The 14147-nt window shown below is 63.4% G+C and carries 16 protein-coding genes; 8 read left to right on the top strand and 8 right to left on the bottom strand.

The window, feature by feature from the left end; all coding sequences use genetic code 11:
- Window positions 1–137: 137 nt before the first annotated feature.
- A complete protein-coding gene (locus tag XH79_RS37620) occupies window positions 138–338 on the bottom strand; it encodes a hypothetical protein (RefSeq protein ID WP_018319162.1) in 201 nt (66 codons plus the stop codon).
- A gap of 225 nt (window positions 339–563) precedes the next feature.
- Between XH79_RS37620 and XH79_RS37615 the strand changes: the two genes are divergently transcribed.
- Window positions 564–1538 (top strand): quinone oxidoreductase family protein, encoded by a 975-nt coding sequence (locus XH79_RS37615; RefSeq protein WP_271584957.1) that lies wholly within the window; start codon window positions 564–566, stop codon window positions 1536–1538.
- Window positions 1539–1577: 39 nt separating this feature from the next.
- On the opposite strand, the gene XH79_RS37610 is transcribed toward XH79_RS37615, so the two are convergent.
- The gene (locus XH79_RS37610; RefSeq protein WP_271584956.1) at window positions 1578–1853 is read right to left on the bottom strand and encodes a hypothetical protein; all 276 of its coding nucleotides are present in this window, start codon (window positions 1851–1853) and stop codon (window positions 1578–1580) included.
- A 102-nt stretch (window positions 1854–1955) separates the two neighbouring features.
- Window positions 1956–2564, bottom strand: a complete 609-nt coding sequence (locus XH79_RS37605) for a S24 family peptidase (RefSeq protein ID WP_035705094.1) — start codon at window positions 2562–2564, stop codon at window positions 1956–1958.
- Between the two features lie 166 nt (window positions 2565–2730).
- On the opposite strand from XH79_RS37605, the gene XH79_RS37600 reads away from it, so the two are divergent.
- Both XH79_RS37600 and XH79_RS37595 read left to right on the top strand, forming a co-directional pair.
- The gene (locus tag XH79_RS37600) at window positions 2731–3264 is read left to right on the top strand and encodes a GcrA family cell cycle regulator (RefSeq protein WP_271584955.1); all 534 of its coding nucleotides are present in this window, start codon (window positions 2731–2733) and stop codon (window positions 3262–3264) included.
- Window positions 3265–3309: 45 nt separating this feature from the next.
- Window positions 3310–3879, top strand: coding sequence for a hypothetical protein (locus XH79_RS37595; protein ID WP_212342518.1), 570 nt, complete (start codon window positions 3310–3312; stop codon window positions 3877–3879).
- A gap of 45 nt (window positions 3880–3924) precedes the next feature.
- On the opposite strand, the gene XH79_RS37590 is transcribed toward XH79_RS37595, so the two are convergent.
- On the bottom strand, window positions 3925–4281 hold the full coding sequence (locus tag XH79_RS37590) for a hypothetical protein (protein WP_212343287.1): 357 nt from the start codon (window positions 4279–4281) through the stop codon (window positions 3925–3927).
- Window positions 4282–4475: 194 nt separating this feature from the next.
- Here XH79_RS37590 and XH79_RS37585 point away from each other — a divergent pair, with 194 nt between their 5' ends.
- The 3 genes from XH79_RS37585 (at window position 4476) to XH79_RS37575 (ending at window position 5982) form a co-directional block, all read left to right on the top strand.
- The gene (locus XH79_RS37585; RefSeq protein WP_212342519.1) at window positions 4476–4940 is read left to right on the top strand and encodes a hypothetical protein; all 465 of its coding nucleotides are present in this window, start codon (window positions 4476–4478) and stop codon (window positions 4938–4940) included.
- A 375-nt stretch (window positions 4941–5315) separates the two neighbouring features.
- The gene (locus XH79_RS37580; protein ID WP_018644785.1) at window positions 5316–5501 is read left to right on the top strand and encodes a hypothetical protein; all 186 of its coding nucleotides are present in this window, start codon (window positions 5316–5318) and stop codon (window positions 5499–5501) included.
- Window positions 5502–5640: 139 nt separating this feature from the next.
- On the top strand, window positions 5641–5982 hold the full coding sequence (locus XH79_RS37575; RefSeq protein WP_183239727.1) for a phasin: 342 nt from the start codon (window positions 5641–5643) through the stop codon (window positions 5980–5982).
- Between the two features lie 191 nt (window positions 5983–6173).
- Here the strand turns inward: XH79_RS37575 and XH79_RS37570 are convergent, their stop codons facing one another.
- From XH79_RS37570 to XH79_RS37560, 3 genes are all read right to left on the bottom strand, one after another.
- Window positions 6174–6494 carry a c-type cytochrome gene (locus XH79_RS37570; protein WP_212342520.1) on the bottom strand — a complete coding sequence of 107 codons (321 nt, stop codon included), beginning with the start codon at window positions 6492–6494 and terminating at the stop codon, window positions 6174–6176.
- Window positions 6495–6767: 273 nt separating this feature from the next.
- Entirely contained in the window at window positions 6768–7598 is an 831-nt protein-coding gene (locus XH79_RS37565; protein ID WP_212342521.1) for an alpha/beta fold hydrolase, read from the bottom strand.
- A gap of 152 nt (window positions 7599–7750) precedes the next feature.
- Window positions 7751–9547: a ShlB/FhaC/HecB family hemolysin secretion/activation protein gene (locus XH79_RS37560; protein WP_271584954.1), complete on the bottom strand. Its 1797-nt coding sequence runs from the start codon at window positions 9545–9547 to the stop codon at window positions 7751–7753.
- A 130-nt stretch (window positions 9548–9677) separates the two neighbouring features.
- On the opposite strand from XH79_RS37560, the gene XH79_RS37555 reads away from it, so the two are divergent.
- Window positions 9678–10895, top strand: a complete 1218-nt coding sequence (locus XH79_RS37555; RefSeq protein WP_271584953.1) for a FecR family protein — start codon at window positions 9678–9680, stop codon at window positions 10893–10895.
- 62 nt (window positions 10896–10957) lie between these two features.
- Window positions 10958–13696: an EAL domain-containing protein gene (locus XH79_RS37550; RefSeq protein ID WP_271584952.1), complete on the top strand. Its 2739-nt coding sequence runs from the start codon at window positions 10958–10960 to the stop codon at window positions 13694–13696.
- 17 nt (window positions 13697–13713) lie between these two features.
- Here XH79_RS37550 and XH79_RS37545 read toward each other — a convergent pair whose 3' ends face one another.
- The gene (locus XH79_RS37545) at window positions 13714–13974 is read right to left on the bottom strand and encodes a hypothetical protein (protein WP_212342529.1); all 261 of its coding nucleotides are present in this window, start codon (window positions 13972–13974) and stop codon (window positions 13714–13716) included.
- Window positions 13975–14147: the final 173 nt, after the last annotated feature.

The raw sequence follows: 14147 nt of genomic DNA, 5'->3' as shown, positions 1-14147 counted from the left end.
CTCCCAAGGATCCTGCTTTGAGGCTTGTTCTGCCTGCGTTCCCGGCAAAGAACAAGCCTCGTTTGGGAGACATCAGATCCGCGTGAACGGCGTTTTTTCCGTTCAGCGCAAATAGTTGAGCGGTTCTTCGGTCGCGCTCAGTGGCGCAGCAGCTCCGGCTTGCGGATGGTCTGCCGGACCTCGGCGCCGCAATCGGCGCATTCGTAGACGAAGTCGATCTTGGCAAGGCTCCAGTGCGGCTCGACCTCGCGCACATACATTGGCAGGAACCCCATGCACGTCGGGCAATTTACAGGCGCGATTTCGATATCCTGATGATGCTGTACATAAGCTGGCATCTCGGCTCTCCTTCGCAGGCGACCACCAATCCCCGCGCAAAGGCTACTGCCGGTTGCCCCGGAGCCGTCATCAACTCTTTCGAACAGAGGCGGAACGGCGGGCGTTTGTCGTTTGCTGTGACATTCTTGTTACGCATCTGTACTGTAACGGGCGGACCAAATGCCTATTTCTCCGGCCGATCCGCTTTTCACGGACCTCACTGCAACGATAAGGGAGCAACGCCCATGACGCACGCCATTCGTTTTCACAAGACAGGCGGACCGGAAGTCCTGGTCTGGGAAGAGGTCAGTGTCGGCAAGCCCGGACCAGGCGAGGCGCGCATTCGCCACACGGCCGTCGGCCTCAACTTCGTCGACATCTACAACCGTTCAGGTCTCTATCCCGCGCAATTGCCGAGCGGGCTCGGCAGCGAGGCCGCCGGCGTTGTCGAGGAGGTCGGTCCAGGTGTCACCGATCTGAAGCCGGGCGATCGCGTCGCTTATGGCGCTTCGCCGCTCGGTGCCTATTCCGAGGCGCGGCTGATTCCCGCCGACCGTCTCTTGAAGCTGCCCGATGGCGTCGATGACAAGACCGCGGCGGCGATGATGCTGAAGGGACTGACGACGCAGTACTTGATCCGGCAGACCTACCGGGTGAAGGCCGGTGACACCATCCTGCTCCATGCCGCGGCCGGCGGTGTCGGCCTGATCCTCAGCCAGTGGGCCAAGCATCTCGGCGCGACCGTGATCGGCACGGTCAGCAACGACGAGAAGGCGAAGCTCGCCAGGGCGCATGGCTGCGACCATGTGATCATCTACACCCGCGAGGATTTCGTGAAGCGGGTCGACGAGATCACCGGCGGCAAGAAGGTGCCGGTGGTGTACGATTCCGTCGGCAAGGACACCTTCCTGAAATCGCTGGATTGCCTCGCGCCGCTCGGCGTTGCCGCGCTGTTCGGTCAGTCCTCCGGGGCGGTCGAGCCACTCAATCTCGGCCTGCTCGCGCAGAAGGGCTCGCTCTACGTCACCCGGCCGACGCTGTTCACCTACGCTGCCAAGCGCGAGAACCTGGTGGCGATGGCGGGCGAGTTGTTCGACGTCGTCAAGTCCGGTGCGGTGAAGATCGAGGTTCACCAAACCTATCCGCTGAAGGACGCAGCCAAGGCGCATGCCGATCTCGCCGCGCGCAAGACGACGGGATCGACCGTTCTGCTGGTGTAACATTCGTCCGGACGCAGATGCAGGCGGCCGCGGCCTGCATCACGTCCGTTCGTGCTTGCGCAGGTCACGGACGTGATCGAGGCGGATCGCCTGGAGATCGACGTCCTCGGGCTCGATCCGTGGGAGGGCTGCCTCGGCCAGGATGGCCTCGGTGACGTCTTCGACCGAGCTGTCCACGATCTCGTGGATGAACGAGACGTTCCGATACTCACCCGAGGCGAGGCGGGAGATGACCTCGCGCCTGGTGATCTCGGGATCGACGACCGCCTCGCGGCCGCGCCGCCCGTAGTCGATCATCACGACGAAATACTGCATGAAATGATCCTGCCGCGCCCATGGTCGGGGGCGCGGCAGAGTATTTCTGAAAAACGGAACTAAGTCAAGCTTGATTTCCAAAAATCGGAAATCCTCGGGCGCCTACTTACCCTTCTTGCGGGGACGCGCCGACTTGGCACGCAGCCGCTCGAGTTGCCCCTTGGGCATGGACAGGCAGATCTCACCGACCCAGTCGAGCTTGACGCCGACGATCGGCTTGGCGTTGAAGCTGGTGAGATTGACGACGGAGGGGGATTTGCCCCGCTCGATGGTCTTCAGATAGCGTTCGCCGGTCTTGAGCCGGACCACCGCCTCTTCACCGTAAAAGCTCGACAGCGGATGGCGCTGGTCCTTGTAGACCACGATCACGTCGCCGCTTTCGTATTTGGGCAGCATCGAATCGCCGACGATCTCGAAGGCGACGGTCTCTTCCATGATCGGGAAGGGCAGCGTGATGTCACCGAGACCTTCCGGCGGAACCTGCTCATAGTCAGGTTCGATCACAGCGCCGGCCCCGACGCGGCCCATGATCGGCGCGAGATTGAGCTCGAGATATTCCATGATCGGAATGATTTCCGACGCCTTCACCAGGCGCTCGCCGCCAAGGATCTCCGACACTGCGCCGGGTCGCACGCCCATGGCAGCTGCCAGGCCGCCCTTGCTCTTGCCCGTCTTCTCCAGGCCCCGCTCGATCATTGCAACGTCCAACATGGTGATTCCCTCGATTGCCCATCGTGCCCTCTCTTGTAATCCGAAATTCGGAATTGATGCAATTATGAATATCAGAATTTCAGCTTGACACTCGCTTCGGAATACCGGAATGTGTGTCCCGCCTCCGGATCGTGCGGTCGGAGGAGGCGCATCACAGGACAGCATCATGGAACCGGGCCATTGGCCGTCGGAGCACTCCGACGCGCTTCGCGACTATTTTCTCAAGGGAATGTCTTATGCGGAGATCGGAAGGCAGATTAACGCAAGATTTGGAACGGCTTACACGCGTAACGCGGTGGTCGGTCGCGCCAAGCGGCTCGGGCTTGTCGTACCGGAATGGATGACGAGCCCGTCGATCGCGCCGGTTTTGCCGGGCGAGGCCGGTCTGCTTTCGCCGCGCCGGTCGGCATTGCCGAACCTGAATCTGCCGCCGAAGTCGGCAATGAAGCCCGCTGCGCCGGTCAAGCTGCGCTGCGTCGGCGTCCAGCCGCGCCTGATCGAGCTGGTCGAACTCGAGGCGGCCGACTGCCGCTATCCCTACGGCGGCGACAAGGACGGGGAGGAAATCACCTTCTGCGGCCATCCGCGTCAGCCGGGCTCCAGCTATTGCGCACCGCATGCGCGCCTGACGCGCCGTTCCGGGCCTGCGTCCGCCCGCATTGCAGCTCCTGTCGTGCTGAGGCTGGTCTCCCCGGCCTGAAGCTTCGCCGTCCGTTCAATGGTCAGTCTCGCAAGGAGCATCCGAGTGGCACATGCCCGACGTAACAAATCCTACAAATTGGCGCAGATCTACGACCGGCGGTCGCGGGAGGTGCCGTTCAATGCCGAGGTCGCGGAGGTGGAGGTCGACAATCCGCTCGCGCTCGATTCCGGCGAGAAGATCCTGGCCATCCGGTCGGTTCGCAGCGATCCGCTCGGCCGGCTGCACGCGCACCACCAGATCGACGAGGCGCAATACCGCGGTGGGCGCGCCTTTCAAAACGATTGGGAGCGGGCTGAGCGAGGCCCTCAAGCGGTGGATACGACCCGTGAATATGTCGATGGGACCGGCACGCGCGAGCCTGTCACCGAGAGCCAGCGACAGGCGGTGCTGCGGTTGAACCGGGTCGAGCGCGAACTCGGCACCGACGGCGCCGCGCTGGTGCACGACGTGCTGGTGCTGGGTCTGACCATGGATCAGGTCGGGGAGCGTCGTGCCGTCCGTACGCAGCGCTGGAACGATTATTTCGCGCGGCGGTTTCGCGAATGCCTGGATCGCCTGGCGCTGGTCTACGGCTTTGCGACGGAGACGGGGCGTGCGGAGCGGCGCAGATGACTGCGGCGCGCCGGCGGTTCGACCGCTGACGCGCCGTTGCGCTCGTTAAGGATGGGGAACAATCTGGTAGGGCGTGGTGTAGGGCTCGACACGCAGTGAGGCGTTGGCCAGAAGCCCGATTTTGGCAGTCGGCGCCTGCTGCAATTCACCGTTCGGGCCGCGATGCACGTTGTATTGCCAGACGGTGAGGTCGCCCTTCTGTGCCAGCGCATGCGCAACGGCGCTCGCATCGGTGCCGCCGAGCGCCTGCAGCTCCTCGGTCGACAATCCGACGACGATTTCGTCCTTGATGGTGATGATCTTGAACAGGTTCATCCTGGTCTCCTGCGCCCATGCGCCTTGTATCGAGAGGGTGAGAAGCGCGACCGCGGCGCCCTTGATGAGATCGCAGCGAGAAAGCATGCCGTCGTCCTTGTGCTGAGGCGCGCCCGAATCGATCAGTTCATCAGCCATGGCGCCCGTGATCTGCGTGGCCGTTTCGCAAACGCTTGGTCGCTCGATCTTGAACAACGGTTCACGGGCGGAGACATCATCGGAAGCGATGAACCTTGAAGCGAAAAGGCGAGTCCAAGCCGAAGACTCGAGGGGATACTTGGATGAAATTCGCCGGAACTGTTTGCCTTCTCGTCTCTGTCGGCGCCGCGGACACTGCTGCGGCCGCAGATCCCTTCTACATCGGCACCTGGACACTCACGGCCGCCGTGGTCGCGCCGTGGGCCGATTCGCAGCGCAAGCCCGACGGCACCGAGCGGGAGCGGCTGATGGGCAAGGCAGTCGTCCTGAAGCCGAAAGAGATCTCGGGGCCGCGCCCCTTTGCCTGCGCCAGGCCGCAGTACAAGGTGGCCGATTATGGCCCCGACATGATCTTCCAGGGCGCATTCGACGAGATGCAACGTGTCGACAAGAAGGCCGATCCGAAGACGCTTGCCGCCTCGCTCGGCTTTGCCGGCGCGTCAATCAAGACCCTGGAAACCGGCTGTGAGATCGACGTTCATTTCGTCGATGATACAACCGCCGAGGTGGGACTCAACAATTACGTGTATACGCTGAAGAAGCGCTAGGCATCTCCATCAATGCCCATTCACACCTGAAACAAGGCGAAATGCAGTGCGGGTTGACAGCAATCGGTGCTGCGTGCGTGATTTAATGCAGCTTCTTGACGCAGGTGGGTGACGACGGCTCATATTCCTGTTATCCGGAATTGCGGTGGAGCGATGCAGGCGAAGCATCGCCAAGCCGGTGGTCGGGCTTGCCGGATGGGTTGTTCCTTGGCATAATTGCAACCTCTTCGGTTGAGCCCCGGATGTGTCGTTGAGGGTGCTAACCTGCCGGGCCCTCCGGCCGAGAGTTCGTGCTCGCCATGGCGTCCGGTTGTGGTGTTCGGCTCTCGCGTGGACCCCGATGTCAGGAAGGCCGATGCTTGTCATAGGTGCGAGATGAAGAACCTCAACTTCGCGGCTGAACTGCACCTCAAGCTCGGGGCGCCTGCGACCGGAACTGTCGAAAGCCTGCGCCTGCTCCGCGCTTTTCTGAAGCTCGCGCCTCGACAGCGTTTCGAGGTGATCAAGCTCGTTGAAGACCTCGCCACCGAAGAAGCCCTTCCCGAGCACCCCCTGTCCTGAGCCGGACCGCGCGTTTCGCGCCTTTTTCCCTCCCTTTCCGCCCAAGCCCGCCTCCCGCGGGGTTTTGCCCCGGCGTTCGCTGCTGGAAGGCGGTCGGGCAAGTGTGGTATTCAGTCAGGAAAAAGGGAGGAGTGCGACCATGATCGAACCGAAGCTCGAAGTTCCGGCCGAACTGCGCGACCTGGCCGAAAAGACAATTGACCAGGCAGAAAAAGCATTCGGAATGTTTTTCGAAGCCGCCACGAAATCCATGACGACCGTTCCGGGAGCCGGGACGGAGGTGTCGAAGCAGGCGCTCGCTTTCACCGAGCAGAACATGAAGTCGGCATTCGAGCATGCACGCAAGCTCGTGCATGCCACCGACCTTCAGGAAGCGATGCGGATCCAGTCCGATTTCCTGCGCAGCCAGTTCACCAGCGCGGGAGATCACATGCGCCAGATGACCGGCAGTCTCATGCAGTCGGGCAAGGGCAAATCGTGATTCCTGGCCTGTGTGCCAGCTGCCTACAAATTGATCTTGCGCGGCATGAAGATCCGCATTTCGATGCTGGCGCAGGTCCATGATGGGCCACCGAATGATGTCTCATTCGCCGTCCATCATCCTTTCTGCTGATCCCTGTCGGTCCTCCGGCAGGGATTTGCATTTGTGGCAGGTTTCGCGATCGGCCGCCTCTAAGGACGCAGTGATCCGATATAGGCCGCGATGTCGCCGGCTTCGCTCCGGCTCAAGGGAAAGTTCGGCATCTTCGGATGCGGGTCGAGCAGGAAGAAGGCGAGCTTCTCCGAACTGAAATCCGGCCGCCGCGCAATGGATGCAAAGGAGGGGACATCGGCGCTGGCTGCCGTCTGGCCATTGGCCACGACGTGGCAGCTTGCGCACCAGCGCTTGGCGAGGTCGGCACCGTGACCGGCATCGGCGGCCAGAGCAGAGGACGTGCCTGCGCCCGAGGTCACTACGAGCAGCAGGCAAATTCGTCTCAAATGCTGGTGCATGGGGCAACCTTGATGCGTTCGCCTGCGGCCATGCTCATCCACAGCACGATCCCGGAAATTGCGAGAGATCGATGCGGGCGATGATCGACCGCAGCAGCCTGCGGGTCGCACGATAGAGGTGCCGCACGAACGACGGCGTTCTCGTCGCGGGCAGGCCGAGGCCTTTCGTATCAAGACTTCCAGTATAGTGCGACACGTGCCTCTCCGGCGCTACATGGCCTTTCTAGCCTGTCGGCCCGGAGCTGCCTTGATCTGCCGCAAAGGTGCTTCCGGCTAATAGTCGCCGGGGTTCATGATCATCGGGCTTCCTGTATCGGCCGGGGCGAGCGCGCTGCTGGCGCTGTCGCGCAGGAATCGATCGAGCGTCGCCTGGATCTTCTCCTTGACCGCGTCGGGACCGCGGTCGCTCATTTCGTTATGCTGCGCACCGGTGTGGACGATGTCGATGCCGCGTGCCTTGGCCTCTTCCGCGGTCGGCAGCACGCCCGAGTCGGCGAGGAAATGCGGATCCTTCGAGCGGAACGACAGGATCTTCATGTTGTCGCTGAGGACGAAAGGCACCCGCAGATTATCGAGCGTGATGACTCTCGACACCAGCTCCGGGTGCTGATGGGCGACATACATCGAGACATCGCCGCCGTTGGAATGTCCAACGAGGGTGATGTGGTCGTAGTCCGCGTTCTCCTGCCGCCGCTTCAGCTCGCCCAGCGTGAAGAGGATATTCGCCTCGCAGCGGATGTAGACTTCACGTCGGCCGACATATTGCTGGCCGACATGGGTCATCAGCGGCGGGTCGCTCGGCAGGTCCTGCTGGATGCTGGCAACGAGATAGCCACGCGCCGCGAGCACGTTGGCGAGGAAGGAATACTCGGTGGCCTTGACGGTGTTGCCGTTGCTGATGATGGCAAGCGGCAGCTTCCAGAGACCGAGATTGGCCTTGGTCTCGTAATCACGTCGCACCGCGATCTCGACCGAGATCGGCCGCTGGCGCGAGGCGTCGAACAGGGTCAAAGTCTCGTGGCGGATCGCGAACCGGCTGACGATGAAATATTCGCCGATCCCGAGCACGCAAAAAAACGCCAGGATCGCAAGCACCCTCTTCATGATTCCGTCCCAATCACTTTCGGCTGAAAAATGGTCATTGGAAGCCCCCCGATCGAGCGATCGTGAGCAGGTTAAGGGATTAAATTTAGGCAAGTCTGTGTGCAAGACCGCAAAACGGCCGCATGCCGGGTCCGCTACGCGAAGGAAATGAGCTACAGGCAGCCGCCCCGGCCGTGCTCGGGGCAGAGCCGAAACGCGCTCGACAGCGTGAGGAGGAAGCGCGGGCTGCGGCGTTCATTGTCCGGCGCCCGGTAGCTCAAGGGGACGGCCACGCCGAGATCCGCCTGCAGGTCGTCCCACAGGAAGAAGCGCACGCCGGCTCCGGCCGACGTCAGCGACAGGCCATCGGTCAGCCTGTAACCGTCGTTCCAGACTGCGCCGGCGTCGCCGAAGGCGTAGAGCTGATAGCCGCTCCAGTAGCGGAAATTGAGCTTCTGGTCGAACCGCAGCTCGAGCGAGCCGGCAAGACCGTTATCGCCGCTGATCTCGGCTGCGCCATAGCCCCGGCCGAAGGCCGCGCCGCCCAGGTAGAATTGCTGCGAGGTGAATAGCGGCCGCGATGCCGTCTGGCTCGCTGCGGAGAGCTTGAGCGACCAGGCGTCGTTGAGCGCCTGGTAGCGCGTGAACCAGAGGTTCAGCACCGAGAAGTTCGACGAGGCGCCGTCGCGCGATAGCAAATCGTCGTCGAAATGTGAGGCGCCGAAGACGTCGAGGCCCTGGCGGTAGGTCAGCGTCGCGAAGTTGGTGCCGCCGAAGCGATCCTGGAGCCGGTAGTCGGCGGTCAGGCTCGCGGTCCTGATGTGGTCGTTGTACCAGGGGCCATACAGGTCGTGCTCCGACACGTTGCTGAAGGTCCCGGCCACAGTCAGCGTCAGCGCGGAGGATTGCGACATGAAGGGGACCGTGCTCGCCCGCACCTCGAAAGCCTCGGTCGTGGTGATGTCGCTGTCGAGGCGGCGGGCGTCGCCCGGCCGGACCGCGCTGTAGAGGACGGACGCACCGAGCCGCACGCCGTCGACGCCGACGGGCGCGTCATAGGACAGCCGGGCAAAGCCGAGCTCGCGCGGGTCGTTGGCAATGGTCGACAGGTTGACCGCCAGCGTATCGCCGGGCGTGAGGTAGGAGTTGAACGCGCCCGTCGCGTAGGTCTGCCACGGGCCGACCGAGGACGAGCCGAGATTGTCCAGACCGAACGACGTGAAGACGTGCCACGTCTTCAAGTAAACGATGAGGCGGAAACGGCCGGTCGTACCGCCGATCTCCTCCAGCGCGGTGTCGGCGATCCGGACGCCGGGCCTGCCGTTGATGAGGAAGAGCTGGCGTTCGAGCGTTGCCAGCCGCGACGGCTGCTCGGCCAGAACCGGCCCGAGCATCGGCCGCACGCCGAACTGCTCGGCGCCGTCGCCTTTCAGCTCGGCCTGCACGATGGCGCCTTCGATCACCTGGATCCGGACGCGGCCATCGGCAATGTCCTGCGGCGGCACGATGGCCCGGCTCAGATGGAAACCGTCGGCGCGGTAGAGGTCGCTGATCGCGCCGGCGATCGCGGCGAGATCCGCCTGTGAGACCTTCTTGCCGAGATAGGGTTGATAGAGCGCGGTGATACGATCGCGAGGGACGGCTTGAGCACCGGTGACGTTAATGCCGCGCAGCACGAATTGAGGCTTGGTGTCGCCGCCGGTGTTGGGCTGGCCGACGGTCGGAAGCTTGACCGGGGGATGGTTCAGCGTTTCCCGCTCGGTTTGGTTTTCAAAGTATTTCTCGGGCTGGCGCGGATCAAAGCCTGGCTGGTTCGCCTGTTGTGCGAATGTCTGCGGGATTCCCGCAAAAATCGGTACCAACAGCGCCAATGCGGTAACGAGATGCCGCTTCTCAACGCGCGCAACAAACTTGTCTCCGTAGTTTGACGGAGCGATGGCCGCGGCGCGGTAAGGGATCGTTAGCTGCATGATTTTTCATAGGTTTTTATGGTCAACGATTGGTTAATGCGCCCGCTTCACCATCGGGTTCCCGCTAATCCTCTCTTGAGTGATTTCGGATACGCCTCAGGTCCGGACGTAACGCGGACTGAGGATCGTCATGCGCGGCAGAATTGGAATGCGGTGTGCCTTCGTGGCGGCGCTGACCCTGGGAACGGTTTCCGGCGCGTTCGCGGCGGACGATGGCGTCTGGTCGGTGAGCAAGGCCAGCGGCGAGGTCTGGGTCGCGACCGATGGCGCCCAACAGGTCTCGCTGAACCAGGAAGAGACCCTCAAGCCCGGCAATACCATTCGCACCGGACGCAACGGCCGGGTGCTGCTCGTCCGCGGTGAGGAGACGATCCTGATCTCCCCCAATTCGGTGGTCGGCCTGCCGGCCGAGAAGAAGGACGGGCTTTCGACCACCATCATCCAGCAGGCGGGCTCGATCCTGCTCGAGGTCGAGAAGCGCAACGTCAAGCATTTCGAGGTCGAGACGCCCTATCTCGCAGCCGTGGTCAAGGGAACGCAGTTCAGCGTCACGGTGGGCGCGGGCAGCACCAAGGTCGGCGTGCTGCGCGGCCAGGTCGAGGTCTCCGATTTCAAGACCGGCCAGATCGCCCAGGTCATGCCGGGACAAGCGGCCGCCGCCTTCGAGCACGGCAAGCCTGGCCTCAGCCTGAGCGGCACCGGCACCTTCAGTCCGATCGAGCAGGGCAAACCACGTGCCTCGACGATCGAGCGTGTCCCCGTGCCGAAGTCCGGCCTGTCCGCGCCGCGCAATGCAGCAAACGGCCATGCTATCCATGCGCTTGGTCCGATCGATAGGGGCAACAAGGTCGCCGGTGCGCTGAAGCAAGCTCAGCAGGTGGGCGGAGCTCATGCGCCCAAGGCCGGCGTCGTGCGCATCTCGAGCTCGCTCGGCGAGGTCAAGCTGAATGTCCACAAGGTGACGAATGGCCTCGCTCACGGAGCCGTGGCAACGGGACGCGTGCGCAACGCGAATGCCAGCACAGGTATCGGCGCAGCTACGGTGTGGAGCGATAGCTCGACGACCACCACCACCACAGCCTCCAACAGCTCCACCGTGACGGCGGTCGCCGCGAGCAGCAGCGCATCAACGGCTAGCGCCGCATCGACGTCGTCGAGTGCGACGACGACCGTTGCGACCACCGCCGGGTCGAGCAGCAATGTGTCCACCGGAACTTCCGGGACGGGAAGCAGCGGGACGGGTGCGACCGGCAACGGAAGCGGCGGCACCGGTAACAATGGTAACAGCGGCAATAATGGCAACAACGGCCATCACTACGGTTGGTACTGGGGCAGAGGCCACCATTAGGACCATGCAGTTGGCATAGGGGGAGCACTCGGCGGCAAGCACCGCCGGTGCAGGGGAGCAAAGTGAAACGCTATCGGCCGCATATTCTTGTCGCGATCGCGCTTGCGGTCGTGCTGTCCACGGGATGGCATGCTTCGCTTCGCAATGCGCTCACCGATCTGAGGTTCGCCTGGCAGTCGCGTGCGGCAAGCGGCAATGTCGTCGTCGTCGCCATCGACGCGCCCTCGATCGAGCAGATCGGAGTGTGGCCCTGGCCGCGCCGGCTCCACGCCGAACTATTGCACAGGCTCGAAGCGGCCGGTGCGCAGGACGTCGCCTTCGACGTCGATTTCAGCACGCCGTCGGATCCGGTCTCCGACGAGGCCTTCGTCAAGGCACTTCGGGACGTCGGCGGCTCCACGATCCTGCCGTCCTTCAGGCAACCGACGCCGAATGGTGGTGCGATTCACGTCAATCGGCCGCTGAAGCCGTTCAGCAACCAGTCATGGCCAGCCCTCGTCAATGTCGGGGTCGAAGCCGATGGACTTGTTCGTCGTTATCCCTTCAGTGAGAAACTCGGCGATGCCACGATCCCGTCCATGGCCGTCGTGCTCGCCGGACAGGACGCCAGCCGGCGGCCGCCTTTCCTGATCGACTTCAGCATCCGGGCGGCGTCCATACAGCGCGTCTCCTATGTCGACGTGCTGCGCGGCGACACTTCGACTCTCGACAAGCTCAGGGACAAGAAGATCATCGTCGGCGCCACGGCGCTCGAACTCGGCGACCGGTTCAGCGTTCCGAATGGCGGCATCGTTTCGGGGCCCGTTCTTCAGGCATTGGCGGCAGAATCGATCCTGCAAAATCGGACGCTGCGCTGGACCTCTGACATCGGCATGATCCTGGGCCTCGGTGCAATCTGCCTGATGATGATGTATTCGTGGCGCCGCTCCGCACCGGGCGTTCGCGTCGCGATCCTCGTCGCGGCCGGCGCGGCGGTCGAACTGATCGCGGTTTTCATGCAGACAAGATGGCCCCTGGTCATCGACACGTCGCTGTTCCACATCGCGATCGTCGCCTACCTGACCGCGATTGCGCTCGACGAGATCGATTTCCGCAGCTTGTTGGGACGCATCGCCGAAAGCCGCTTTCATCGCATCGCGATGTCGCTCGGCGACGGTCTCGTCTGCACCGATGCGGACCACCGGATCACGGTCTGGAATCCCGGCGCGAGCGCGATCTTCGGCTACATGCCTGCCGAGATCATCGGTCGTCCCTTCGAAACACTCTGTGCCGCGCCGGCGGACGGCGCCGCGAGACCGTCCATGGGCGACGCCGCCCGCCAGGCGCTGCTGGTCCCCGGCGGGGCCGTCGTCGTCGAGTTCGAAGGCCGGCGCAAGAATGGTGAGACCTTCCCGGTCGAGGCGAGCTTCTCCGGCTGGCAGGGAGCGGACGGCTTCCAGTATGGCGCGATCCTGCGCGACATCTCGGTCCGCAAGCGCGAGGCCGAACGTGTCAGGTATCTGGCCGAGCATGACGCGCTGACGGGGCTTGCCAATCGTAACATGCTGCACGCTGGCCTCACCGGTCTGATCACCGCGGCGGAGCGGCGGTCTTCCGACGTCGCGTTGCTCGTGCTTGGGCTCGATGGCTTCCAGCAGATCAACGACATGCTCGGACATTCGGCCGGCGACCTCGTGCTGCGGGCCGTTGCCGAGCGTCTCCGCAACGAAGTCGATGGCAAGGCGATCGTCGCCCGTCTGAGCGGTGACGAATTCGCCATCGCGCTCGACTGTGCGGAAGCCGGCGAGCCGATTGCAGAATTCGCCGAGCGGATCGCGCGCGCGTTCGAAGCGCCGCTCGTCACGGGCACGCGTCAGCATCGCGTTCGGATCAGCATCGGCGTTGCCGTCTATCCCGACGGTGGACACACCGCGGACGACCTCCTGGGCAACGGCCATCTGGCGCTGAGCCGCGCGAAGGCGACGCGGCGCGGCAGCCACGTGATCTTCGAGGGCGCAATCAGGCAGGAACTGGAGAACCGGCTGACGCTGGAGAGCGAATTGGCACTTGCCGCGGATCGCGGCGAGTTCGAGCTGTTCTATCAGCCCCAGGTCCGGCTGGTTGACGGCAGCCTGCTCGGAGCCGAAGCGCTCATCCGTTGGCGGCATCCCGTACGCGGTTACGTTTCGCCCGGCGAGTTCATGCCGGTGGTCAATACCTCGGCGCTATCAGAGCGGATCGCGAACTGGGTCATGGAAACCGCCTGTCGGCAGGCGCGTACGTGGGAATTGTCGGGCAACAGCGTGCGTGTTGCCATCAACCTCTCGCCCTCTCAGCTCGAGGCCGGCGATCTCGCGCATTCGGTTGCGGAACTGCTCGAGGCGACGGGGCTCACGCCCTCGCTGCTCGAGCTCGAGGTCACCGAAGATATCCTGCTGCATGACGAAGGCCGCGTGCTCGACATGTTCAAGCGGATCCAGCAGCTCGGAGTCCGCGTGCTGTTCGACGATTTCGGCACCGGTTACGCGAGCCTGAGCTATCTGAAGAAGTTTCCGCTCGACGGGCTCAAGATCGACCGTTCATTCGTGCTCGATCTGCTTGCTGACTCCGACGATGCCGCGATCGTCGGCTCGACCATCGGCCTCAGCAAGCAGCTCGGGCTCACGGTCGTGGCCGAAGGCATCGAAAATCGGGCTACAGCCGATTTCCTCGTTAGCATGGGGTGCGAGGAAGGGCAGGGGTATTTCTTCGGCCGCCCGATGCCTGTTGAGGCATTCGAGAAGCAATTCCAGCGCGGGTACGAAGCCGTCAGCGCCGCCTGAACGGGCTCTTTTCGATTTTAACGCCGGCGCGCGACGGCAATGCCAAACAGGAAAGCGACGAACAGGCTGGCCAACGGTGCCTCGCGCGTGATGGCCGCAACCGTCGCGAGGGGCCGGCCGGGCTTTCGAGCTTCGTCGATTGTGGCGGTGAGGCGATCGACCGCGGCGTGCAGGCCGCCTGCGACCTCGCCGATCGTGCGGGATACGTCGGTCGCGGCATCGATAGCGCGCTCGGCCACGCCGGGCTGGGGATCGGGATGCGGTATCTCCGTGCTCAAGCTTGCGACCTCCAAAACCCGACGAAGCGATGGAGGCCGGCACCTTTGGCTATCCTCGCGAGCGCTCGTTTTGAACAGCGGGTCTGACGACCTTTGGCTATCCGCGACAGGCGCCGTAACTGACGGCGGGCACCGGCCTTGGAAGGGCAATTCGGCGCGCGGGGTTTTGTTCC

The sequence above is a fragment of the Bradyrhizobium sp. CCBAU 45389 genome (assembly GCF_028128625.1).
GTDB lineage: Bacteria > Pseudomonadota > Alphaproteobacteria > Rhizobiales > Xanthobacteraceae > Bradyrhizobium > Bradyrhizobium liaoningense_B.
Note: the sequence above shows the minus strand (reverse complement) of the source record. Positions and strands in the feature narration are given on the sequence as shown.